Source organism: Nocardia altamirensis NBRC 108246 (assembly GCF_001612685.1).
In the GTDB taxonomy this organism is placed as follows: domain Bacteria; phylum Actinomycetota; class Actinomycetes; order Mycobacteriales; family Mycobacteriaceae; genus Nocardia; species Nocardia altamirensis.
Genome location: NZ_BDAY01000106.1, coordinates 1 through 23,838, shown reverse-complemented (window position 1 = coordinate 23,838; position 23,838 = coordinate 1). Strand labels below are relative to the sequence as shown.

Below are 23,838 nucleotides of genomic sequence, written 5' to 3'. Positions count from 1 at the left end.
GAGCACTGTAGCCGTGAAATAGCGCAGGGAGATGTCGCGCTGTCCGCACCAGTGGGGAGCCGTCTGACTCGGGGCCGCACGCGATCCAGCAGCCGATCCTTTGCACTTTGCCGCCGAGGCGGTGTCAGCCGTCGGCCCTGCCAGGGGCGGCGGCAGTCGATCATCTGGAAAGAAATAGCCGCATCTTGTGCCGGTCAGCAAACAGAATTATATTCTGGATGTGAAGATTCGAGATCGGTTGCTGATGGCGGCCGAGCGGCAGTTCGCGGAACGGGGGGCGTTGGACGCGACGCTCGCGCAGATCCGCGAGGCCGCGGGTGCCAGCGTCGGCGCCCTCTACCACCACTTTCCGGACAAGGCGGACCTGTATCGGCAGGTGTGGGAGCGCGCACTCGCGGACTACCAACAGCACTTCTGGGCAGTCATCGGCGACAGCGCGGACGCACGCGAAGGGGTGACCGCCGGAGTTCGCGAACACCTGCGCTGGATCGCCGAAAACCAGTACCGGGCACAGGTGCTCATCTCCGCCCGGCCACCAGGAGTGCGGGAGAGCGACAGCAACCGCGAATTCATGCGCAACGTCGCGCGCTGGTGGCGCATGCACGCCGGCTACGGGGCGGTGCGCGATCTCAGCCTCGACCTGGTGTACGCGCTGTGGCTCGGGCCTGCGCAGGAGTACTCGCGGCAGTGGTTGAGCGGCGACATGCTCGCCTCGCCGAGCGTTGTCGCCGACGAACTCGCCGACGCCGCATGGTCGACGCTGTCCGCGTCTCGAACGACAGGAAACTCATGAACGCCACCACCATCGACCGCGACCTCGCCGAAAAGGTCCTCGCCGCACAGCCTTTCGCCATGCTGGTCGGCACCGAGATCGCCGAGTTCGGCGCCGACTTCGTGACACTGGCGATCCCGATCCGCCCCGAACTCGGGCAGCAGTTCGGCCTCGTACACGGCGGTGTGCTCGCCTACGCGGCCGACAACGCGCTCACCTTCGCCGCAGGCACCGCGCTCGGCGCGAACGTGCTCACCAGCGGCTTCACCATTACGTACCTGCGTCCGGCCGCGGGTATTCGGCTGCGGGCCGAGGCAAGGGTCAGCGGGGCAACTCGCCGCCAAGCGGTGGTCCGCTGCGAGATCTATGCCGAGAAAGCCGACGGCGCGTCGGTGCTGTGTGCGGTGGCGCAGGGCACTGCGCGCGCGGTCGACCGCGAACTCGGCGGCGACGGCGCGTGATCGGCGCGGAGTAGGCGCCACCCGGGCACGAGGGGTTGCCCGGGTCAGGCGTCCACTGTTGCGTCATCGGAAGTCCACACAGCACTGGGTGATCCGCCGGTCACCGCACGAAGCGTCGACGCAAGCGTCGACGGCGCCAGTCCCTCGTCGGACCGTGCCGCGACGAACCCGTCGGGCCGCACCAGCAAGGCACCGCCCTCGGAAAGACCGGTACGGTCCGCCCATTCGGCAATCGGGAGCGCGTGCACGGTGATGTCGATCCCGGTGTCCCACTGCGCGTCCGAGACCGCATCCCGCCATGCGGCCGACGCGCCGGTGACCAGCAGCGCGAAGCCGGGGCCGCAGAGGTCCAGTGTCGAAATCCGCTGCGCGCGATCGATCCACGTGTGCGGCGCCCGCGTGCCGACCTGGCCGGTCAAGCGCTCCACATGCGGCGTGCTCGCGCCACCCGCCAGCGCGGCCGAGTCGTATCGATACTTGGTCATCACCGTGCCGACATCGATGCGACGCGCGAGATCCGCGGCGTTGTCCGGAGTTTCGACGCCGTAGCGCGTGTCGAAATCGGTGCCGAGGCGGGCCTGCTCGGCGGCGACGATCGCGCGCGGTCGCCGTTCCGGCTGGTAGCTGTCGAGCAGCGCAGGACCGGCGGTGCCGGACAGCACGGTCGCCAGTTTCCAGATCAGGTTGTGCACGTCGGCGATTCCGGTGTTGGCGCCGAAGCCGCCCCACGGGGCGTGACTGTGCGCGGCGTCGCCTGCCAGGAAGATCCGGCCGCGGCGGTACTCGTCCGCGACGAATACCCCGGTGTCCCAAGCGCTTCGCTCCACCACGTCGACCTCGACATCGGCAACGCCGATCGCTGCCCGCACCAGCTCGGCACAGCGCTCGGCGGGATAGTCGGCGAAAGATTCTGCGGCCGCATCGTATTCGAGGTGGAACGACCACTCGTCGGTGTTGTTCTTCGACAGCACAAGACAGCGCACGTCGTCGTTGCTGATCTCGCACTGACTGAAGGTGCGGCCGTTCAGCACCCCGGTCAGGTCGGCGCGGACGAAAACGTTGATGTAGTGGTGTGTCGGTGGAAGCGCCCACCCGGTGATCCCGAGTGCCTGCCGCAGCGGGCTGCCCGCGCCGTCGGCCGCGATGACATAGTCGGCCCGGATGGTCCCGCTGCCGCCTGCCTGATCGCGCACGGTGGCGGTGACGCCGGTCTCGTCGGCCTCGAATTCCCGCAGCTCGACACCGAACCGCAGGTCGCCGCCGCGTTCCACGGCCACCTCGACGAGCAGCGGCTCGAGCAACACCTGCGGCAGGAAGCAGAAGCCCGACGGGCTCGGTTCGGCATTCGTCAGCTCGCTGCGGAGCCGGCCGAGGTCGAGGTATTCGGCGTCGACCAGCGTCGCGCCCCGGCTGGCGCCGCCGAACCGGCCCGACTTCAACACCGTCTCGGCCGCGCGCTGCAGCCTGGCGTCGATGCCGATCTGCCGGAACAACTCGACGGTCCTGGTGTGCACACCACGGGACCGCGGCAGCACCGAAGGCCGGGTCCGCTTCTCGACGAGCACGAACGGGACGCCGTGGTATTCGAGGAACAGTGCGGCCGACAGTCCGACCAGGCCACCGCCGACGATGAGAACAGGCACTTGCTGGGTCGAGGTCATGCTCCGATCCTGTGCGTACCCGCTTGCACCGGCCTTGCACGACGATGACAAGAACACAGAAATGCCGAAAGGCCGGGCACCCGTGGGTACCCGGCCCTTGTCGAGCAGGTCAGGCCGTAGCCGCGAAGGCCGGGCCGTCCAATGCCGGTTCGGCGACCGGCTCGATGGCGTAGGCCAAGATCTCGGCCACGTCACCGACTGGACGCACATCCAAAGCGGCAAGCACCTCGGCAGGGACGTCGTCCAGGTCCGGCTCGTTGCGGGCCGGGATGAACACCGTCTTCAACCCGGCGCGCTGCGCCGCGAGCAGCTTCTGCTTCACGCCGCCGATCGGCAACACCCGACCGTTGAGGGTGACCTCGCCGGTCATGCCGACATCGGCACGCACCTGCCTGCCCAGTGCCAGCGACACCAGGGCGGTGACCATGGTGACGCCCGCCGACGGACCGTCCTTCGGGACCGCGCCGGCCGGGAAGTGCACGTGGATATTGCGATCCAGCACCGACGCCTCGATGCCGATCTCCTCCAGGTGCGAGCGCACGTAGGTCAGCGCGATCTGCGCGGACTCCTTCATGACGTCGCCGAGCTGACCGGTCAGCGTCAGCGAGCGCTCGCCCTCCGCGCCGTTGGCCTCGATGTAGAGGACATCGCCGCCGAGTCCGGTGACCGCGAGACCGGTGGCCACACCAGGCACGGCGGTACGTTCCACCGAGTCGGGGGTGAACCGGGGACGGCCGAGGAAGTCCTTCAGGTCACCGATATCGATGGTGAGGGACTTGGTCGCGGTGCCGGAATCCGCTGGCGCCGTAGCACTCTCCGACTTGACCAGCGCGTCGTAGCCGAGGCCGGGGTCGTAGCCGAGGTTCGCCACCACCGCGTCGAATTCGTCTGCCGTCGAAACGTTTCCGCCCTCGGACAAGCGAGTCGCCGCCTTGCGCAACGCCTTTGCGATCAGGCGCTCCATCTGCCGCACCCCGGCCTCCCGGGTGTAGTTCGCGGCGATCTCACGCAATGCCGCGTCGGTGACGGTCACCTCGTCGGCGGTCAGCGCGTTGCGTTCCAGCTGCCTCGGCACCAGGAAGTCGCGGGCGATATCGACCTTGTCGTCCTCGGTGTAGCCGTCGACGGTGATCAATTCCATCCGGTCGAGCAGCGGGCCCGGGATGGTCTCCATCACGTTCGCGGTGGCGATGAACAGCACATCGGACAGGTCGAGATCCAGATCGAGGTAGTGGTCGCGGAACGTGTGGTTCTGCGCCGGATCGAGCACCTCGAGCAGCGCGGCCGCGGGATCGCCGCGGAAATCCGAGCCGACCTTGTCGATCTCGTCCAGCAGGACAACGGGATTCATCGAACCCGCCTCCTTGATGGCGCGGACGATCCTGCCGGGCAGCGCACCGACATAGGTGCGCCGGTGACCACGGATCTCGGCCTCGTCGCGCACGCCGCCGAGGGCGACCCGGACGAACTTGCGGCCCATGGCGCGCGCCACGGACTCACCGAGCGAGGTCTTGCCGACACCGGGCGGACCGACCAGCGCGAGCACCGCGCCGGAACCACGGCCGCCGACCACCTCGAGGCCACGCGCGGCCCGCCGGGAGCGCACCGCCAGGTACTCGACCATGCGGTCCTTCACCTCGTCCAAGCCGTGGTGATCGGCGTCGAGCACCGCGCGCGCCGCCGAAACATCGGTGCTGTCGGTGGTTTTCACCGTCCACGGCAGTTCGAGCACGGTGTCCAGCCAGGTCCGGATCCAGCCGGACTCCGGGCTCTGATCGCTGGCCCGCTCCAACCGGCCGACCTCGCGCAGCGCCTCCTCGCGCACCTTGTCGGGCAGGTCGGCCTGCTCGATCCTGGTGCGGTAGTCGTCGGCGCCGTCCGGCTCGTCCTCGCCGAGTTCCTTGCGGATCGCGTTGAGCTGCTGGCGCAGCAGGAACTCGCGCTGGCTCTTCTCCAGACCCTCGCGCACGTCGTCACTGATCTTCTCGGTGACCTCGGCCTCCGCGATGTGGTCCTTGGTCCACTCGATCAGTGTCTGCAGCCGCTGGACGACGTCGGGGGTTTCGAGAAGTTCCCGCTTCTGCTCGTTCGACAGGTACGGGGCGTAGCCCGCGGTGTCGGCGATCGCCGACGGATCGGTCAGCTGATTGACCGCGTCGATGATCTGCCAGGCCTCGCGGCGCTGCAGCACCGAGACAACCAGCTTCTTGTATTCGGCGGCAAGCTCTTTCGTCCTGCCGTCCGCCGCGGGTGTCTCGACCGGCTCGGCCTCCACCCACAGGGCAGCGCCGGGTCCGGTGACTCCGTGGCCGATCTTGGCGCGCCGCTCGGCCTTCAGCACGGCCGCCGGTGCGCCGCCGCGCATCCGTCCGACCTGTTCGATGGTGGCGACCACGCCGTAGGAGGCATAGCCCTCGGTCAGCCGCGGCGCGAGCAGCACGGCCTCGGTCTTCGCGGCGCGCGCGGCGTCGATGGCGGCCTGCGCCGATTCGTCCAGTTCGATGGGCACGACCATGCCCGGCAGCACGATCGGATCGGTCAGGAACAGCACCGGCAAGTTCTGAGGTGTAGTCACGAGTTCGACCCTTCCAAAAGTTGAGCGATACCAACTCAACCCCACCCCCACCCCCTTTGTTCCGCATCCACCCCTCGTTCGCTGAGGGCGAAGAAGTTGACCTTCCCGACGCTGCCGACGAGTCGAAGGCCGCTACTCGGTGATGACGTAGCTGCCGTGGATGGGGAGGTCTGGGGTGGGGTTCCAGCCTTGGAGGAAGTAGGACCAGCCGAGCCAGACGCCGGGGGCGATTTGGCGGAACTCGTGGTAACTGATCGGAATGCCGACGAAGTCTGCGGAGAAGTCGATGGTCCAGGATGGTTTGTTGTCGGCGTAGGAACGGCCGGGGGTGACCGGGCCGCCGGTGTCTTCGCCGCCGATGCGGTAGTTCTTGTAGCACCAGTCCTGCTTGTCGGGGCCGGGGGCGAAGGTAAGGGAGTCGCCGAGAACGCCTTCCGATGCCGCCCATACTCGGCCGAAGGGGTAGGGGATGGGTGCTCCGAGCACGTGGACTGCGGGCAGGACCCAGAATCGTTCGCGGCCCTGTGGTCGTTCGCCCGGGGCCGCAGCGAGAAAGAGCGCGTCTGCCTGTGCGGTTGTGCAGTGAAACCGCAACGAGTCGACGGTGACGGCAGGGTTGGCGCGGTCTATGACGCATCGGCCGTCGGCCTGCACCGCGCCGACAACCGAAGATCCCGCGCCGGAACCGGATTCATCGGCACCCGCGGTGGGTGCCACTGCCAGACCCGCCACGGCGGTCAGCAATATGACGGCAAGTGCACCTATCCGCGACGCCCTTCGATCCATGCCGCTCGCTGGTCGACCACACACCGAGCCACCCTTGCTGAACCGCTTGATCAAGGCCCTACCTCGCTCAACGGATGGGTTACTTCCACATGGCAGTGACACGGTACTGGGAATTCCGCCTGATCGGATATCGCGATCTCGTGACGATTACCACGTTTCACCTGCGGAGTGGGCAGACGCACTGTGCGCAGAGCTACTGAATAGCTACGCCCCGCGAGTGAAAGATTTTGATGGGATTGCGACTAACGGGCACGTTCCACTCGAGCTTCGGTCCATACCGGCGTCTCGCTCTCGTAGACATTCCCGTCGGAGCCGAAAACGAGGAAGCGGTCGAAGGCTTTCGCGAACCAGCGGTCGTGGGTGACCGCGATGACGGTGCCCGCGAATTCGGCAAGTGCCTGTTCCAGTGCGTCGGCGGAGCGCAGGTCGAGGTTGTCGGTGGGTTCGTCGAGCAGGAGCATGGTGACGCCGGAGAGCTCGAGTAGCAGGATCTGCAGGCGGGCCTGTTGGCCGCCGGAGAGGTCGTCGTAGCGCTGCTCGGCGGCGCGGGCCAAGCCGTAACGGTCGAGGACGCGGCTCGCCGCCTCCCGGCCCATCCCGTCGCGATGTTCGTTGCCCAGGTGCAGGATTTCCAGCAGGGTGTTGCCGGAAAGGTCTGGGCGCGAATGGGTTTGGGCGAAATAGCCGGGCCGGACACGGGCGCCGAGGGTCGCGGTGCCGGTGTGCGGCACGGGGGTGAGGTCGAGCGCCTGGATGGGGCGGTGTCCGGTGTCGGGGTCGGTGCCGCCTGCCGCGAGCAGGCGCAGGAAGTGCGACTTGCCCGAGCCGTTGGAGCCGAGGACCGCGAGCCGGTCGCCGTACCAGATCTCGGCGGTGAAGGGCCGCATCAATCCGGTGAGTTCGAGGTCGGTGCAGACCAGGGCGCGCTTGCCGGTGCGTCCACCGTGCAGGCGCACGGACACGTTCTGCCGCAACGGAACTGCTTCCGGCGGGCCTGCCTCTTCGAACTTAGCCAGCCTGGTTTGGGCCGCCTGATAGCGGGCCGCGACGCCGTCGTTGAACTTCGCCTTCTCCCGCAGCCGCAAGACCAGCGCGCGCAGTTTGACCCGCTCTTCGTCCCACCGTTTGCGCAGTTCTTCCAGCCGCGCGTTCCGATCGTCGCGCGCCTGGTGATAGGTCGCGAAACCGCCGCCGTGCACCCAGGACATCGCGCCACTCGCGCCAGGTTCGAGGGTGACGATACGCCCGGCCGCGTTGGCGATCAGTTCCCGATCGTGGCTGACGAACAGCACCGACTTCGGCGAGGCGCTGATGGTGCGTTCCAGCCACTGCTTTCCCGGCACGTCCAGGTAGTTGTCCGGCTCGTCGAGCAGCAGCAGCTCGTCGGGCCCGGCGAACAAGGCCTCGAGCACGAGCCGCTTCTGTTCGCCGCCGCTCATCGTGTGCACCGCCCGCCACTTCGCCCGGTCGAACGAAATGCCAAGGGCCGCAGTGGTCACGGTGTCCCAGAACGACTCGATCTCGTACCCGCCGATATCGCCCCAGTCCGAAAGGGCCTGCGCGTACACCAGCTGGGTGCGCTCCTCGTCCTGCTCGATGAGCGCGTTCTCGGCGGCGTCGAGCGCGGCGGCGGCCTGCTGGATGGCGGGCGGGGCGACGGAGAGCAGCAGATCCCGGACCGTCGATTCGTCGCGCACCTGACCGATGAACTGCCGCATCACCCCCAGCGACCCCGACCGCGTCACCGCGCCCTCGTCGGCGGCGGCATCACCGGCGATGATCCGGACCAGGGTGGTTTTGCCGGTGCCGTTCGGCCCGACGAGCGCGGCCTTGACCCCGTCACCGATGCGAAAGCTCACCCCGTTGAGCAGCTGACGCCCGTCGGGGAGGAAGTAGTCGACATCGGTGACATCTATGTGCGCCATTGTTCCCAGACAACAGCAGCGATACCGCCGCTGCAACTCGGTTTCGTGGCCGTGTGGCCTGCCCTGCCGGTGCGGGCAGGCAACCGGCACCGCAGGCTCAGGATTCTTTCGGCGCGAAATGCAGTGCGGTGATGCCACATTCGAAAGGAGTCGCGGCCACCTGGCGCAGTGGCGTGTAGGCGCCTGCGGCGAAAACGGGAATGCCTGCGCCGATGGCGACGGGATTGACGAACAGGTGGAGTTCGTCGATGAGGTTCGCCGCGATCAGCGAGGTGACCAGGGTGCTGCCGCCGTAGGCGATGAGGTCACCACCGGGCTCGGCCTTGAGATTCTTGATCGTTTCGGCAATGTCGCCGTTGGCGACGGTGGCGTTCGCCCATGGGGATTCGGTGAGGCTCTTGGAGATGACGACCTTCGGGGTGTTGATCATCCAGTCGATCGTCTTGTCGTCTTCGTGCTCAGGGCGCGACTCCCAGACCGGGATGAATCCTTCGGCGAGCTTGCGGCCGAGGACGATCGTGTCCACGTCGGCGGTCATCGCGGTGATGTAGTTGCCGACGTCCGGGGACCAGTTGAACGACATCCAGTCCATTTCACCCGCCGGGCCGCCCATGTAGCCGTCGACGGTGGTCTGGACCTGGAGCAGGAGCTTGCGCATGAGGTGTTCCTTTCGAGGGGGCGGTTGATTCTCAGCCGCCGTTCTTGGTGTGAGTTCACTCTGCTCGACCCGGTTTACGGATTGTTTACGGTCTTTTGCGCAGCGGCCGTGTTCCGTCGGGAACCGTGCGGTCTCCTTTATCGTGGACTCGGCTGCACCGCTGGTCGGTGGCAGTTTCTCGGTAGAGGAGCGCCAACGAGTGAGCACGCCGAGGGAGCACGGGCATGAGCATGCCGAGCCGCACCGAATGGAAGCCGGCCGTCCTAGTCCTTGTCGTGGTCGGTGCGCTGATCGCGGTCCCGTCGGCGCTGGCCGCGCTCGTGCCGACCAGGGAGACGCCGGTCGCGCCGGGCACCGAGATCGTGTTGACCGCGCCGGGCGTCGCGCCGGACACCGTCAGTTTCGCCGGCGTCGCGGGCTGGCAACGCCGTCCGACGGGAGACGACAGCACCGCGGTGCTCAGCGCACCGGATGGTTCCCGGCTGGTGGTGAGCGTGCTCGACGGCGTAACGGACTTTCCCGGCGCCGCCGCGTGGCGGCTGAAAGTGCTTGGCGTGCAAGGCTTCGACGCCTACTTCGACGGCGGTGAGATCAAGACGCCGAACGGATTCGGCGGACCGACCTGCCGTGGCGCCGAGCAGGCCGGGGTATGCGCCATCGTCGGCAACGACAACTTGGCGGTGACGCTGGTGCTCGCGGGCGACGACGCGACGCTGCCCGAACTCATGCCGATCCTCGACTCGCTGCGGGTGCGGTGATGATCCGGCCGACATCGCCGCTGTTCTGGGTGTATTGCCTCGTCACCACGCTCGGGCTGGCGGCACTGGTCTTTCAGATCGCCCCGGTCGCTGCGCTGACCTGGCGCGACATGCTGGCGGGGCTGCCCTTCACCCTCGCGACCTTCGTTGTCTTCGGTGGACTGCTCGGTCAGTTGGATCGGCTCCGCGCGCGAGCAACGATTCGGGGCCCACTGGTCATGGGATTCCTGTGGGGCGCACTGGCCGGACCCGGAATTGCCATGTACGCCAACGATCACAACATGCGGGTCATCCAGAACCTGGCAGGCGACGCGTTCGCGCGCGACTGGCAGGCGCCGATCTCCGCGGCGATCGTGGAGGAAGCGGTGAAGGGCATCGGCGTCTTCGCGGTCGCCTGGCTCGCCAAACCGCTGCTGCAGCGACCGATGCACGGCCTGCTGCTCGGCGGCTGCACCGGCCTCGGTTTCCAGGTCGTCGAGGACATCACCTACGAAGCCAACGCCGGATTGCTGTCCGCACAGGATGATTCGTCGAACGCGATCCTCGTCGGTATCCTGCGACTGCTGACCGGCATCACCTCGCACTGGCTGCTGACCGCGCTCGCAGGGATCGGCATCGTGCTGGCGACGACTCGCGCGGACTGGTCGCGCAAGCGTCGAGCCCAAGTGTTCGCTGTGTTCTATTTGCTCGGCGCCGCACTGCATTTCGGCTGGGACGCGCCGAGCCCGGCGAGCGTCCCGGTCGGCTCGATCCTCGCGCGCACGCTGCTGTACGTCCTGATCTTCGTTGTGGTCTACGGGTGGGTGGTGCAGACCGAACGGCACTGGTTCCGCGCCGTGGTCGCCTGGGCGGTGGCGCGCGGTATCGCACCGGCAGGCGAGCTGAGCACGTTGATCTCGCTCCGGAGCAGACGGCGGGCCCGCGCGGCGGAACGGCTGGACGGTCCGCGCAATCGGCGTGATCAACTGCGACGACAGCGGGTACTGCTCGACTGGGTGCAGGAGGCCGGCGCCCGCTCGGGTATCCGCTATCCGCCGTGACGTTCGGTGATCATCCGGCAGGTCCATGGTCGTGTTCCAGGCCGCGTTGACACTCGATCCGGCGCAATGACAATCTGTGGACCAGATATCTCATACCGGCGGTTCCGTCGGTTCAGCCTAGGGGGACCCCACCGATGAATTCACTCGCCGCAGGCGTGTTCATCGACTGGGAGGAAATGACAGGTCAGTCGAAGTTCGTGGTCGACCTGGTGACGTTCCCGATCTTCGCCGCGCTGGCAGGCTGGCTGACGAACTGGACCGGTGTGCTGATGCTGTTCTGGCCGGTGCGATTTCGGGGCATCCGGATTCCGGGACTACACCTGCTCTACCCGTATTTTCCGCGCAGGGTGCAGGTGCTGCCGACCTTCTCCGGCGACGGACACCAACTCGGCTTCCAAGGTTTCATTCCGGCGCGGGCCGAGAAAATGGCCAGCATCTGCGTCGACAAGGCGCTGATGCGGATCGGCAGCCCGCGGGATTTCATCCACGAACTCGACCTCGACGGCATCGCCGACTACCTCGCGGTCCTGGCCCGCAAGCAGGTGCAGCCCCTGGTCGACGAGCTGATGTACCGGGAGAACCCGGAGATCTGGCGCACCGTCCCGCGCGCCGCCAAGCAGGTGATCTATCAGCGGATCGATCGGGAGATGCCCGCGCTGTCGCGACGCGCGTTCGAATCGCTCGGCGACAACGTCGACCAGCTGATCGACATCAAGAGCTTCGTCATCCGGTACCTGCAGGACAACCCCGACATCCTGAAGGATCTGACCACCACGATCGCGGCGCCCGAGCTGCGCTTCATGGTCAGGATCGGGCTGCTCGGCGCGCCGTTCGGCCTGCTGCTCGCGCTGTATATGCATGTGCACCACCAGATTCCGGTGTTCGGCTGGGTGCCGGGGTGGGTCATCGTGCTGCTCGCCTCCGCGGCGATCGGCGTGCTGGTCAACGTCATCGCGGTCAAGATGGTGTTCGAGCCCGGTGATCCGGAGCCTTGGTACAAGTACCTGTGGCAGCAGGCGCTGCTGGCCAAGCGGCAACCGCAGGCGGCCACCGACCTCGCGCACATCCTGGCGCATCAGGTGCTGACGCTGCCGAATCTGTCCAAGGAACTGCTGGACGGGCCCAATGGCGACAAGACCCATCAGCTGCTGGAACGGCTCATCTCCGACGAGATCCACCGCCAGCTCGGCCCGACCACCTCGTTCGTGCGCGCGGCCCTCGGGCGCCGCCAGTTCGACAACCTCAAGGTCGGTGCGGCGGGCGCCGCGGTGGGGCTGGCGCCGAGCCTGGTCGAGGACGAGGAGTTCACCATGGCGCAGGCCAAGACCATCGACGAGTTCGCGGCGCGCAAGCTGCGGCAGCTGACGCCGGGGGAGTTCATGGAGATGTTCTATGCCTCGGTCGAGCAGGACGCGTGGCTGCTCTATCTGCACGGTGCGGTGCTCGGGCTGGTCGTCGGCGCCGCGCATCTGCTCATTTTCGGCTGGTGAGTGGCCACTCTCGACCCCTGCCAGAAATACAAGCACGCGTGCTTGCATTTTTCTCCGGCCGCTGCGATGCTGAATCCGCGAAACCGCCGCACTTAGGACAGGGAACTGATGGCTGACCTCGAAGCGCTGCTCGGCGATTTCGCCGACGAGTGCGCCGACCTCGAACGACTCGTCGCCCCGCTGCCCGCCGCCGAGTGGGCAGGCCCAACGCCCGCACCCGGCTGGACCATCGCCCATCAGATCGGCCACCTGGCCTGGACCGACGAGGTCGCGACGCTGGCCGCCACCGATGCGGACGACTTCGGGCGGATGGTCGCCGAGGCCGCGCCGCGCGCACTGACCTTCGTCGACGAGGCCGCCGAGCAGGCATCGACTGCGGCGCCCGCGGAGCTGCTCGACCGGTGGCATCGTGGCGGCAAGGCGCTCACCGACGCGCTGCGTGCCGTGCCCGCCGGGACCAAGCTGCCCTGGTTCGGCCCGCCGATGAGCGCGGCATCGATGATCTCGGCGCGCATCATGGAGACCTGGGCGCACGGGCAGGACGTTGCCGACACGCTCGGCGTGACGAGGACCCCGACCGCCCGGCTGCGTACGGTGGCCCATCTCGGCGTGCGGACCAGGAACTTCGCCTACTCGGTGCACGGAAAGACCCCGCCGGACAACGAATTCCGGGTCGAGCTCACCGCACCGGACGGCGCGATCTGGTCCTGGGGTCCCGAGGACGCCGAGCAACGGGTGACCGGGCCGGCGCTCGACTTCTGCCTGCTGGTGACTCAGCGCCGTCATCGCGATGACCTGACCGTCGACGCGGTCGGCCCGGACGCGGAGACCTGGCTCACCCTCGCCCAGGCATTCGCGGGACCTACCGGCGCGGGCCGGGCCGCGGGCCAGTTCGCCTGACACCCAACGCCACACACCAACGACGGCCGGATGTGCATCCGACCGTCGTCGATACCCGATAGCGTCCGAAGATTCGGGAGCGGGCAAGCGCCACACTTGGGTGCGCCGTTCGTGTCGGCCGGACGCCATTGGCCGGGTCTCTCGATGTGGCAGTCGAGGATGACGCTCGCCAGCTAGAGAATTGTTTACCCCGGCGTGAGCTGTCAGAAACATAAATTGCCCCACGGATTCGGGCGCAGTTGTGATTCTGGTCCCCGGAAGCGGCGCTCCCGTCGCCCGCACCGTAACCTGGACTAACGTATGGCTTTCAACGATGCGGGCCTGCACAAGCCATGGGAGCTGAGGCGCAGGGAGAGGAACGCATCGTGAGAACACATCGGTCTGCCCACATCGCCAGGCACGCCGCAGTCGTGTTCGCCGGCGCCGCCAGCCTCACCCTGACCGTCATCGCAGGCTCCTACGTCGTGCACCAGATCGCCGATGCCGATCGGGCAGGTGGGAACGTCGCCGCACCCGCGGCACCACCCGCCGGGAATTCTGGCCCCGATTCGGTGCGCGCCGAGGACACCATGCTGACCGCGGGCAGTTTCGAACTGCCGGTGCTGTTCACGCTCCATCGCCCGGGTGCGGAGGCCGGCGGGGCGCATGCCGATTCAGGGCACAGCACGCAGGCGGGCGCCGCGGCACCGACCGCCATCGGCGGAAAGGTGCTGTTCGGCAACACCTATGTCGACGCGCAGGTCGCCAACGGGCAGAACCACACCGTGACGCTCACCCTCGGCACCAATGTCTTCACCGTGCTTGCGGCGGGGCTACCGTCCGATCCGGTCCAGGGCGACCAGACCGGCGTCACCCGGTTGCGCACCGAACTCGACACGCGCACCGGCGAAGTCGTGCTCGTCCTGACCGATTCCGCGCACAACGAACGCACCCTGCGCGTGCCGCGTAACCCGGCGCCGAAGGTGGGCACACACGCCGCTCCCGAAACCACCGGAGCCGAGCAACCCGCGCCCAGCAACCAGGTCGAGACCGCGCCCGCGCTCGAAGTCTGACCGAAAACCGCTGGTTGCCATAGGGGTAACCGTCCGCGAGGAACTACTGTCGGTTCCTGTGTACGACTTCTGCGTGATCGGTGGCGGCATTGTCGGGGTGGCGACGGCACATGAGATCCTGCGGCGCCATCCCGGCGCGCGGCTGGCGCTGGTGGAGAAGTCGGCGTCGTTGGCAACCCACCAGACCGGGCACAACAGCGGCGTTATTCATTCCGGGATCTACTATCCGCCGGACAGCCTGAAGGCGCGGCTGTGCAGGCGCGGGGCCCGCTGGACCAAGGAATTCGCTGCGGCGCACGCTGTTCCGTTCGCGGAGTGCGGCAAGCTGCTCGTCGCGACGAACGCGGCCGAGCACGCGCGCATGCTCGCGCTGCATGAACGGTCGGTCAGCAACGGGGTGAAGGTCGAGCTGATCGACGCGGGCGAGCTGGTCCGGCGCGAGCCGAGGGTGACGGGTCTCGGGGCACTGTTCGTGCCGGACACCGGAATTGTCGACTACACCAGGATCACCGCCGCGCTGGCCGACGAGATCCGCGCCGCGGGAGGTGAATTCGTGCTCGACGCGGAGATCACCTCGCTCAGCGAGAGTGACACCTCGGTGACCGCGGCCGGGCCCGCCGGGTCGTGGACGGCTCGCACGCTGGTGGTGTGCGCCGGCTTGCAGGCCGATCGGCTGGCGCGAATGGCGGGGTTGCGCACCGATTTCCGGATCGTGCCGTTTCGCGGCGAGTACTACCAACTGCCGCGGGAGCGGGCCGGGCTGGTCCGCACGCTGATCTATCCCATCCCGGATCCCGCGCTGCCGTTTCTCGGCGTGCATCTGAGCCCGACCATCGACGGTGCGCTGACCGTCGGCCCGAACGCGGTGCTCGGGTTGGCGCGGGAGGGTTATCGGAAGGGCAGCGTGCATGCGCGGGACGCCCGCGAGGTGCTCGGCTATCCCGGTGTGCACCGGGTGGCCGTGGCCAATGTCCGCACCGGCCTGCGTGAGCTGCGCAATTCCCTGTTCAAGCGCGGGTATCTGGCCGAATGCCGTCGGTACTGTCCCGAGCTGACGCTCGGCGATCTGCGACCGCGCGAGGCGGGCATCCGTGCGCAGGCGGTGCTGCGCGACGGAACTCTGGTGCACGACTTCATGATCGAACGCACGCCGCGGTCCGTCCACGTGCTCAACGCACCCTCGCCCGCGGCCACCTCCGCGATGCCGATCGCCGAACACATCGTCGATCAACTCTGATCGGGCGCCGGACAGATACCAAACCCATCGGTCGGATTTGCTGGCTGACCTGCGCCAGTTACCCAAGCAACCGGCCGGTAGCCCATGTGGAAGACCGCCACACCAAATTCCGCGCAACTCTCCCAATAAAGAGGAGAGCTGTAGTACTTTTAACGCGTCGTGGAACCCAGCGCCGCGAGCACAGAGCCCGAAGGAGACAGCTCGCGTACCCACGAAGGGCGCACGAGTGCCGCCGATTCAGGCAGGGAGGGCCCATGGGCCACATCAAGTATGCGAGTGACGTCGGAGCACCGGTCGAAGTTGCGTTCGCCTACACCGACAACCACCTGTTCGTCCCCGATTGGATGTTCGCGGTAGCAGGCTTCGAGCCCGACGGCGAGCTCGACCAGGGACTCGGCGCGATGTTCACCCTCACTGCGCGACTTGGGTTCTGGCGCTCGACGATGACATGCGAGGTCACCGAATATCGTCGCAACGTGGTCATCGGGTATACGCTGCGTGGGCGTTTGTCCGGGACCCTCACGCTGCGCTTCGATCCGCTCGGTTACGGGCGGTCGGTGCTGACGTCCGAGGCGGAGTACAGCCCCCCACGCGGCTTGGCGGGGCGACTCTGTGCCGGTCTGGTCGAGGCCGCCGTGAAATCGGCGCTCCGCCGCACCGAGTCCCAATTGCGAAGGGAGATAGAAGAATTCCACGGTACCGATCTTGTCGGTCGGATTGCGTAGGGTGCCAGCCATGATCATCGTGAGCACCGACGGATCCTGCCTCCGCAACCCCGGCGGCGCAATCGGCTGGGCTTGGGTCAATCATCAGGGCTCCTCGCGCAGCGGTGGTGCCGCGTCCGGCACCAATCAGGTCGCGGAGCTACGCGCGGTGCTGGAGGCGATCCTCGCCCATGCCGGCTCCGAACCCCTGCTGATCGAAAGTGATTCGCTCTACGCGATCAAATGCGCGTCGGAGTGGATCTCCAGTTGGCGGCTCAACGGCTGGCGCACCTCCAGCGGTGGCGCCGTGAAGAATGTCGAACTCATCCGGCAGATCGACAAGGCGATCGCCAGCAGACCCGGCCCGGTCCGGTTCCGTTGGGTCCGTGGACATGTCGGCAACTACTTCAACGAGCAGGCCGACGCGCTTGCCGGTGAAGCGGCTCGGAAGGCGGCCGTCTCGGCCGCCGTCGCCGAGGCGAACACCGCGGAAATCCCCGCGGTGACTGTGGAAGAACCGCCGACGGCGCCGGAAGCGCCAGTGGACAAGGCCGCGGGGAAGGCGGCCGCGCCGTCGGCGCCACAGGCTTTAACGCTGTTCTGATCTCGTCAGCGGCAGTATCTGCTGCCCGAATGACCTCCGGCGGTGGTGGCTCGGCCCACCGCCGGAGGCGCTCGGAGCTATCGAACTAGTTGCCCGGCTGCGGCGAGGGCTGGCCGCTCGGGGCAGGCGCAGGCTGGCCGTTCGGGGCGGGTGCGTTCGGGGCAGGAGCGTTCGGCGTGCCGGGCAATCCGGTGCCTGCGCCCTTGAGCAGCGGCGAATCCAGCTTCTCGACCAACCACTTGTCGCCGGACTTCGTCATCTTCGCGATCAGCACGACGAACTGCCGCTCCGGGTTGGTCTGGGTGAAGTTGGTCCGGTACTGGGTGAGCGTGACGAGCACGTTCGCCTCGGTCTTGTCACCGGACTGATAGCCGCACTGCACATCGTCGGCCCACGACTTCACCTGTGCCTGCACCATCGCGTCCTTGAGCGCGCTGGTCGCGTCGCCGAACTCCTTGAGGAATTCGCCGCTCGCGCCTGCCTTCACCTTGGTGAAGTAGTCGTCGAGGTTCTTGGAGTAGTCGTAGATCGACACGTCCTTGCCGAACGTGCAGGCAGCCTCGGTCGAGGACTTGATCGCGTCGAGCTTGTCGCCGCGGTCCTTACCCTGCAGGAAGAACACGACCACCGCGGTGATCGCGGCAACCGCGAGCACGCCAGCGGTGAAGGCGGCGATCAACGGCAGCGAGGCGGAGCGGCCCGACTTCTCCGGACGGTCCACGCTCTTGGCCGGTTTCGTCGCCTTCGCGGTGTCGACCTTGTCGGTCTTATCGACCTTGTCGGTCTTCACCTTGTCCGCCTTCGCGGTCTCGCCCTCGTCCGCCTTCGACGGTGCTGAGGCGGGTTCCGGCTTCGCCGACGGTGCGGCGTCGGACTTCTCGGCCGCGTCGCCCTCGGTCACCGAGGTGTCCGCAGCGGTCTCGGCGTCTTTGTTGGTGTCGGCGTCATCGGTGGACATCGATACAAACCTGCACTTTCCCGGCGCGCGGGCGCACCGATCGACTGACGGGCCCGCATCTCGGGCGAACCGTACGCGTTGTCCCGGCGAGTATGCCCGGCCCCACGCATTCTCCGCGGGACCGGGTACAACTCACCGCACCGGGGGCAGGGTCCGTTCGTTCGGATCCACACCCGGCGGCATGTGCGCGCCGTTGTTCGGCACATCGGGTCGCGGCGCGTTGGCGGCGCCACGAATCTCCTGGCCCGGCGGCGGGTTCTCGCAGTAGTTCCACTTCGGGATCGTGCCGTCCTGGACGATCTCGTTGCGGATTCGCGTGCTGTTGTAGGTGCAGAACGGACGCGGCCAGATGTCGATCATCGCGTGGAACTCGCCGTCGTGCGCAGGCACGGCCAGCGCGTCGGCGCCGAGCGCGAGCGACGGGAACAGCGCACGCAACGCGGGCAGGCGCAGCTGCGCCGCCTTCGTCATCGCCGCGAAGTTGGCGGCCAGGCTGGTGATCGGATCGGTGGTCTTGTCCAGCACCGCGCCGAGGCTGCTCAGGTAGCCGGGCCCGCGCTCGAGCACGCTCTGCAGCTCGGTGTTCGCGTTGTTGAACTGTTCGAACAACGTGCCGGAGTTGCGGGTCAGGGTGGCGAGGTCGGGCTGCGCGTTCGAGGTGGTGTTGGTGATGGTGCGCAGGTTGGCGATCAGGTTCGTCGTCTGCGGCAGCAGGCTGTCCAGGCCGGCCATGGCCAGGCTGATGCCGTTCACCATGCCGCGCAACTGATCTGGGCCACCGCTCAGCGCGGTGTCGAGCTCACGCAGGATCACGCCGAACTTGTCCGGATCGACCTGCGCGATGAGCGCGCTGGAGTTGTCCAGCACCGACCAGACCGGGGTCGGCGTCTTGATCTTGGCCGCGTCGTAGGCGATGACCGCGCCGTCGCGCAGGAACGGACCCTGATCGCCGGACGGACGGAAGTCGATGTACTGCTCACCGGCGCCGGACAGCGCCTGCACCGAGATCGCAGTGTCGACCGGGATCTTGTACTTGGTCTCGATCTCGGCCGCCGCGGCGATCGCCTGACCGCGGTCGGTCAGCTTGATCGAGGTCACCTTCCCGACCCGATAGCCGCGCAGGGTGACGTCGTTGCCCGGCTGCAACCCGCCCGAGCGGTCCAGGTTCACCGTGACGGTGTAATTGGAGCGCAACGGGTTGACCCGCATGATGCTCACCATCAGGTAGGTCGCGCCGATCAGGAACACCAGCACCAGGCCGATGCTCGAGAGCACCAGCTTGTGCTGCATCAACTTCGAGAAGAAGGTCATCGGTGTCCACCCACTCGGCTCTGCACGACCTGCAGCACCTGGATCATCGAGCCGACGAAGTCCGACAGGTCCCGCACGTTCTGCAGCCTGCCGTGCTCCGGGTCGCTCAACGCGCTGATGTCGAGGTTGGTCAGCGTGGCAAATACGGAGAAGCTATTGCCGCGGAAGGTCGCATCCACTTTGGGGCGAATTTCCTTCAGGCCGTCGAGCGTGCTGCCGAGGTTGTCCCCGGTCTTGGCCAGCGCGGCCATCAGCTGGTGGGTGTTGTCCAACAGACTGGCCAGCTGCTCGCTAGACGTGTCGGCGTAGTCGCCGAGCGCGGCGCTCGTCGTCGACACCTTGGTCAGCAGATCGCCGATGGCCCTGTTGTTCTCGGCGATCGCCCCGATCATCTGCGGCAGCGTGTCCGCGACCTGACCGAGCTCGCCGCGCCGCTGCTCGATGGTGGTGGCCAGCTCACTGAACTCGCTCAGCACGCTGTCGACCCTGGCCGAGTTGTTGTTCAAACTGCCGATCACACCGGTCATTTCGGTGATCAGGTGGGAAAGCTGCGGCCCACGGCCACCGACGATGGAGTCCATCTCCGCGGTCAGCTTGCCGAGCGCGGCGACGCCACCGCCGTTGAACAGCATGGACAGCGAGATCAGCAACTGTTCGACGGTCGCACCCGCCGAGGTCACATCCAACCCGAGAGTGTCACCCCCGCGCAGCATCTCGGTGCCTGGTGTGGTCTTCGGCTTGGACACCGCGACGAACACGTCACCGAGCGGCGTGGCTTGGCGCAGCTCGGCGGTGCTGCCCTTGGGCAACTCGATGTCCTTGCTGATGGTCAGGTCGACGATCGCCTGGAAGTTCTTGGTCTTGATGTTGGAGACCACCCCGACATCCGAGCCGCCGATCTTCACCTTCGCCTGGTCCGGCAGGTTCAACGCGTTCTCGAACACCGCGTGCAGGGTGTAGGACTCGCCGGACAGGCCAGGCTTGGGCAGCGGCATCTTCTCGACCGTGAGCCCGCACCCCGAGGTGAGACCAACCCCGGCCACGGCGGCCAGCGCGATCAGCGCGCGTCGAGCCTTCATCGTCATGCGGTACGTCATTTCGTCAGTCCGAGCAGTGCGGCGGTAAGTCCGTAGTCAGGGCCGAAATCCTGGACGTTTCCGGTGCGGCAGCCGTCGGCCTTCATCTGGAGTCGCTCGCAGAACAGGCTCACGATCTCACCGGAGAGGAAGGTGCCGAGGACACCGACCAACCGGACGTAGCCGCCTTGGCGGTTCATGATCCGGTCGACGTTCTGGAAGACCATCGGCGCCACGTCGACGACTTCGGTGATGCCGTAGGCGTTTTCGCGCAGCTGGGCGGTCACGTTGGTCAGCCCGGTCAGCGAGCTGGCCAGCTCACCCTGATACTGGCCGAGGGTGGTGCTCGTATTGGCCAGGAAGTCGTTGACCTGATTCAGCGTCGCCTGCAGGCCGGGGGACTGCTCGGCGAGCAGCCCGGTCAGCTGGGTCATCCGGTTGCTGAAATCCCGCACCGATTGGTCGTTTTCGGCCAGCATCGTGGTCAGCTCGTTCAGCTTGATGATGATGCTGGACACCGCGTCCTTGTTGTCGACGCCGACCTTCAGCGCGCCGGACAGCGCGTTGAGGGTGTCGCGCATCTTCTCGCCGTTGCCGTTCACCATCGGGTACAGCACCCGGCCGGACAGCGGGCCGATGCCCTCGGTGCCGGGCTCGGGCTTGAGGGCGGCGGCGAACTGATCGATGGTCTTGATCATCGTGTCGAGCTCGACCGGCGTCCTGGTCTTGCCGAGCGGCAGGTGCGCGCCGTCGGCCAGCGTGTCGCCCTTGGTGTACACCGGCGTCAACTCGACGTGCCGGTCGGTGACGATCGACGGCGAAATGATCGCGGCCATCGCATCTTTGGGGATCTTGACGTCGTTGTTGATCGACAGGTGCACCTCGACGAGGTTGCCCTTCGGGATGATCTTCTCGACCTTCCCGACATCGAGCCCGAGCACCGTGACCGGGTTGCCCTCGTAGATGCCCGCGATGTTCTCGAAGTCGGCGGTGATCCGCGTGGTCTGCCCGAGCGCGTTGTTGACCGAGGTCGGCACGAGCGAGCAGCTACCGACGGCCAACGCCGCGGCACTGACGACGACCAGCTTGGCCAGCGTCCGGAACTTCCGGGTCGTACTCATCACTGGCACCCTTCGATCACGTTGGCGCGGCACAACCAGTTGTCGGGGAAGAGCCATGGCAGACCGACCGAGCCGTACGGGCCGTTGCCACCCCACGAGTTCGCCAGGTAGCGCACCGTCGGCGGCATCAAGGACAGCAGTCGATCCAGGTTGTCCTTATTCTTCTGCAAGCCCTCCGACATGACGTTCAACTGGTGAATGGTCGGGCCCAGTTGGTTGTCGTTCTGCGCGCCGATCTCCTGCAGCTGCCTGGTGAGCGCGGCGACATTGTCGAGCAGCTGACGCAGCAGGCCCTGGCGTTCCATCACCCGGTTGGCGATGGCCTCGCCCTGAGTGATCACCAGCAGCACGCTGTTGCGGTTGTCGGCGAGAATCTTGGTGACCCGGTCCAGATCCTTGAGCAGGCTGTCGACCTCGCCCTTGCGGCTGTCCATCACCTTGGCCAGCGCGCCGACACTGTCCAGCGCCTGCGCGAGCAGCTGCGGGGAATCACCCATCTGCTGGTTGATCACGTTCAGCGATTCGGAGAGCTTTTTGGTGTCGAGCGCCTCGAACTTCGGCGTGCCCTCCTGCACCACATCGGCCAGGTTGTACGGAACCGAGGTGTTGGACAACGGGATTCGCTTGCTCTTCAAGCCGGAGCCGTCGCCGGGGCTCAGGTCGACGTACCTGGCGCCGAGCAGGGTGGCCATCTTGATCGAGGCGTGTGCGTCGGGGCCGAGCTTCACACCGTTGTCGACGCTGAGTGTCAGCAGCACGTGGTCGCCCTCGAGCTTCGCGCCGTCCACCCGGCCGCTCGTGATGCCTGCGACGCTCACCCGGTCGCCGACCTTGATCCCGGCCGCCTGCAAGAACTCGGCCTTGACCGTCTGCTCGCCGACACCGATCAGCTTGACCGCGGAGGACGCGAGCAGCAGCGCGACGATGAGGACACCGCCGAGGATGCCTAACCAGAAATAGCGGTTGTTGTCGAACCGAGCCTTCATCTTCGTCATCATGGGCGGCACACCGCCGAGTGCGACTTGCCGATGACGCCGAGGCTGTCGATGAACCCGCGCGGGAACAGCACGCCGTAGAGCGAGATGTCCAAGCCACACAGGTACGCGTTGGCGTAGCCGCCCTCGGACGTGTGCCGACCCGCGGCCGAGATGATGTGCGGCAGGTCGATGGCCGCCTGGTCCAGCTTCGCGCCGTTGGCGAGCAGCAGTGACAGCGCGGCGCTTGTGGAGTTCTGTGCGGTCTGCAACTTCGGCTGAATGGCGCCGACCATGCTCACCAGCGAGCTGGTCGCGTTGGCGATCTGCACCGTCGAGGTCTGCAGTGACTGGCCCTGCTCGTACAACCCGCCGATCAGGGCCCGGGTCTGGGTCACCAGGGTCTCCAATTCATCACCTCGTTTGGCCAACCCCGCCATCACGCCGGAGAGGTTGGTGATCACATCGGACAGGATCGCGTCCCGCCGCTGGAAGTCGGTGGCCAGCTGCGCGGCCTGCACGATGAACGCGCTCAGCGAGACGCCGTCACCCTGCAATGCCTGGATGAAGGTCTCCGAGAGCCGGTTCACCTGCTCGGGCTGCAAGGCCTGGAACAGCGGCTGAAAACCGTTGAGCAGACCCGAAACGTCGAACGACGGCTCGGTGCGCTCCAGCGGGATCGCCGCGTTGTTCTTCAGCTGCGCCGGGCTCGGCGCCTTGCCCGGCGCCAGTGCCACGTACCGCTGGCCGATCAGATTCTGGTAGCGGACAAGGGCTTTGGTGTCGTCGAAGAGCGTCTGGTCCCGCTGCACGACGAAGGTCACCTTCGCGAGCTGCTTCTTGGTCTTCGCGTCGCGGGTCAGCTCGATCTTGTCGATCTTGCCGACGCGCACGCCTGCCATCCGGACGTCATCGCCCTCGTGCAGACCGAGCACGTCGGTGAAGGTCGCCGAATAGGTGTTGGTGTCGCCGTCGACGATGCGCGCCAGGGTGTTCCAGACGATCACCGTGACGAGAATCGACACGATGGCGAAGATGCTGAAGCCGATCAGTGGTTTACGGATACTCATCGGCCTGCCCCGTTTCCGGGCACGTGCATGGTCCCACCCTTCAAGATCGAGCTCAGCAGCAGATATTCGGCGGTGGTCGGCGTGCGGCCGAGCAGCGCGGTGATCGCGGCATCACCCTGGTAGGAGATCGCACCCGCGGTGGGTGTGCGTGCCGAGGCAGGAGCCACCGGCGCGGGACCCGGCTCGGGTGCGGGTGCCGGCGCAGGCGGCGGACCGAAGCCGGGGATCAGCGGGAACAGACCCTCGAGCGGCGTGCCCGCGAACGGCCGCGAGGCGCTGGGCATCCCGGTCTCGGCAGGCCGCGCCTCCGGCGTGGTGACACCGGGGATCACCGGCAGACCCGGCATCGGCACCACCGGCGGCAAACCCTTCGCCGACTCCAGCGCACGCGGCCGCAGGTTCTCCGGCAACGGCGGCAACGGATTCACCGCGGGCGCGGTGAAGCAGCTCGGACCGGCCAGCTCGCCGTAGCGCGGGCAGTCGGCCACCGTGTACGGCTCATACGGCGTGAGCGTGATGCCCGCGTTCCACACCTGCTGCTTCTGCGGGCCCCAGGTGAAGGTGGCGCCCATCCGACGGGTCAGCTCGCCGAGGTTGATGATCGTCTGGGTGACCGAGTTCGGATCGGCGGCCACCGCACCGAACATGTCGCTCGTGCCCGCGGTCACCTGCTTGCCGACGTCCGGGTTGCGGGCGAACAGATTG

At 67.0% G+C, this 23,838-nt stretch carries 21 protein-coding genes and 1 pseudogene; 10 read left to right on the top strand and 12 right to left on the bottom strand.

Annotated elements, in window-relative coordinates:
• Positions 1 to 220: 220 nt before the first annotated feature.
• Both NA11_RS39350 and NA11_RS39345 read left to right on the top strand, forming a co-directional pair.
• Positions 221 to 793: a TetR/AcrR family transcriptional regulator gene (locus NA11_RS39350; RefSeq protein WP_069167200.1), complete on the top strand. Its 573-nt coding sequence runs from the start codon at positions 221 to 223 to the stop codon at positions 791 to 793.
• On the top strand, positions 790 to 1,233 hold the full coding sequence (locus NA11_RS39345) for a PaaI family thioesterase (RefSeq protein WP_069167191.1): 444 nt from the start codon (positions 790 to 792) through the stop codon (positions 1,231 to 1,233). Before NA11_RS39350 ends, NA11_RS39345 begins: the two co-directional genes overlap by 4 nt.
• A gap of 44 nt (positions 1,234 to 1,277) precedes the next feature.
• Here the strand turns inward: NA11_RS39345 and NA11_RS39340 are convergent, their stop codons facing one another.
• The 5 genes from NA11_RS39340 to NA11_RS39320 all read right to left on the bottom strand — a co-directional run bounded on the left by NA11_RS39340 (position 1,278) and on the right by NA11_RS39320 (position 8,838).
• Complete coding sequence (locus NA11_RS39340) at positions 1,278 to 2,894, bottom strand: FAD-dependent monooxygenase (RefSeq protein WP_069167190.1); 1,617 nt, start codon at positions 2,892 to 2,894, stop codon at positions 1,278 to 1,280.
• A gap of 109 nt (positions 2,895 to 3,003) precedes the next feature.
• A complete protein-coding gene (lon, locus tag NA11_RS39335; RefSeq protein ID WP_069167199.1) occupies positions 3,004 to 5,409 on the bottom strand; it encodes an endopeptidase La in 2,406 nt (801 codons plus the stop codon).
• Between the two features lie 192 nt (positions 5,410 to 5,601).
• Positions 5,602 to 6,255: a hypothetical protein gene (locus NA11_RS39330; protein ID WP_167837832.1), complete on the bottom strand. Its 654-nt coding sequence runs from the start codon at positions 6,253 to 6,255 to the stop codon at positions 5,602 to 5,604.
• 242 nt (positions 6,256 to 6,497) lie between these two features.
• Positions 6,498 to 8,180 carry an ATP-binding cassette domain-containing protein gene (locus NA11_RS39325; RefSeq protein WP_069167188.1) on the bottom strand — a complete coding sequence of 561 codons (1,683 nt, stop codon included), beginning with the start codon at positions 8,178 to 8,180 and terminating at the stop codon, positions 6,498 to 6,500.
• Positions 8,181 to 8,277: 97 nt separating this feature from the next.
• Entirely contained in the window at positions 8,278 to 8,838 is a 561-nt protein-coding gene (locus NA11_RS39320) for a dihydrofolate reductase family protein (protein WP_069167187.1), read from the bottom strand.
• Positions 8,839 to 9,062: 224 nt separating this feature from the next.
• On the opposite strand from NA11_RS39320, the gene NA11_RS39315 reads away from it, so the two are divergent.
• From NA11_RS39315 to NA11_RS39280, 8 genes are all read left to right on the top strand, one after another.
• The gene (locus tag NA11_RS39315; RefSeq protein WP_069167186.1) at positions 9,063 to 9,596 is read left to right on the top strand and encodes a hypothetical protein; all 534 of its coding nucleotides are present in this window, start codon (positions 9,063 to 9,065) and stop codon (positions 9,594 to 9,596) included.
• Positions 9,596 to 10,636, top strand: coding sequence for a PrsW family intramembrane metalloprotease (locus tag NA11_RS39310; RefSeq protein ID WP_069167185.1), 1,041 nt, complete (start codon positions 9,596 to 9,598; stop codon positions 10,634 to 10,636). Before NA11_RS39315 ends, NA11_RS39310 begins: the two co-directional genes overlap by 1 nt.
• 134 nt (positions 10,637 to 10,770) lie before the next feature.
• Complete coding sequence (locus tag NA11_RS39305; RefSeq protein ID WP_069167184.1) at positions 10,771 to 12,126, top strand: DUF445 domain-containing protein; 1,356 nt, start codon at positions 10,771 to 10,773, stop codon at positions 12,124 to 12,126.
• Positions 12,127 to 12,234: 108 nt separating this feature from the next.
• The gene (locus tag NA11_RS39300; protein ID WP_069167183.1) at positions 12,235 to 13,026 is read left to right on the top strand and encodes a TIGR03084 family metal-binding protein; all 792 of its coding nucleotides are present in this window, start codon (positions 12,235 to 12,237) and stop codon (positions 13,024 to 13,026) included.
• 365 nt (positions 13,027 to 13,391) lie between these two features.
• Positions 13,392 to 14,078 (top strand): hypothetical protein, encoded by a 687-nt coding sequence (locus NA11_RS39295; protein ID WP_141718103.1) that lies wholly within the window; start codon positions 13,392 to 13,394, stop codon positions 14,076 to 14,078.
• Positions 14,079 to 14,136: 58 nt separating this feature from the next.
• The gene (gene lhgD / locus NA11_RS39290; protein ID WP_069167181.1) at positions 14,137 to 15,315 is read left to right on the top strand and encodes an L-2-hydroxyglutarate dehydrogenase; all 1,179 of its coding nucleotides are present in this window, start codon (positions 14,137 to 14,139) and stop codon (positions 15,313 to 15,315) included.
• Between the two features lie 254 nt (positions 15,316 to 15,569).
• A complete protein-coding gene (locus NA11_RS39285) occupies positions 15,570 to 16,040 on the top strand; it encodes an SRPBCC family protein (RefSeq protein WP_069167180.1) in 471 nt (156 codons plus the stop codon).
• 10 nt (positions 16,041 to 16,050) lie between these two features.
• A complete protein-coding gene (locus tag NA11_RS39280; protein WP_069167179.1) occupies positions 16,051 to 16,623 on the top strand; it encodes a ribonuclease H family protein in 573 nt (190 codons plus the stop codon).
• An 85-nt stretch (positions 16,624 to 16,708) separates the two neighbouring features.
• Here NA11_RS39280 and NA11_RS39275 read toward each other — a convergent pair whose 3' ends face one another.
• The 7 genes and pseudogenes from NA11_RS39275 to NA11_RS39245 all read right to left on the bottom strand — a co-directional run.
• The gene (locus NA11_RS39275; protein WP_069167178.1) at positions 16,709 to 17,581 is read right to left on the bottom strand and encodes a hypothetical protein; all 873 of its coding nucleotides are present in this window, start codon (positions 17,579 to 17,581) and stop codon (positions 16,709 to 16,711) included.
• Positions 17,582 to 17,713: 132 nt separating this feature from the next.
• Positions 17,714 to 18,892 carry an MlaD family protein gene (locus NA11_RS39270; RefSeq protein WP_069167177.1) on the bottom strand — a complete coding sequence of 393 codons (1,179 nt, stop codon included), beginning with the start codon at positions 18,890 to 18,892 and terminating at the stop codon, positions 17,714 to 17,716.
• A complete protein-coding gene (locus NA11_RS39265; protein WP_069167198.1) occupies positions 18,889 to 19,977 on the bottom strand; it encodes an MCE family protein in 1,089 nt (362 codons plus the stop codon). The genes NA11_RS39270 and NA11_RS39265 overlap by 4 nt, the downstream gene beginning before the upstream one ends.
• Before the next feature lie 8 nt (positions 19,978 to 19,985).
• Positions 19,986 to 21,089: an MCE family protein gene (locus tag NA11_RS39260; RefSeq protein ID WP_069167176.1), complete on the bottom strand. Its 1,104-nt coding sequence runs from the start codon at positions 21,087 to 21,089 to the stop codon at positions 19,986 to 19,988.
• Positions 21,089 to 22,084: an MCE family protein gene (locus NA11_RS39255; RefSeq protein ID WP_069167175.1), complete on the bottom strand. Its 996-nt coding sequence runs from the start codon at positions 22,082 to 22,084 to the stop codon at positions 21,089 to 21,091. The genes NA11_RS39260 and NA11_RS39255 overlap by 1 nt, the downstream gene beginning before the upstream one ends.
• On the bottom strand, positions 22,084 to 23,133 hold the full coding sequence (locus NA11_RS39250; RefSeq protein WP_069167174.1) for an MCE family protein: 1,050 nt from the start codon (positions 23,131 to 23,133) through the stop codon (positions 22,084 to 22,086). Before NA11_RS39250 ends, NA11_RS39255 begins: the two co-directional genes overlap by 1 nt.
• Positions 23,130 to 23,838 (bottom strand): annotated as a pseudogene (locus NA11_RS39245) (mammalian cell entry protein); the annotation flags it as partial. The gene NA11_RS39250 and the pseudogene NA11_RS39245, both read right to left, overlap by 4 nt.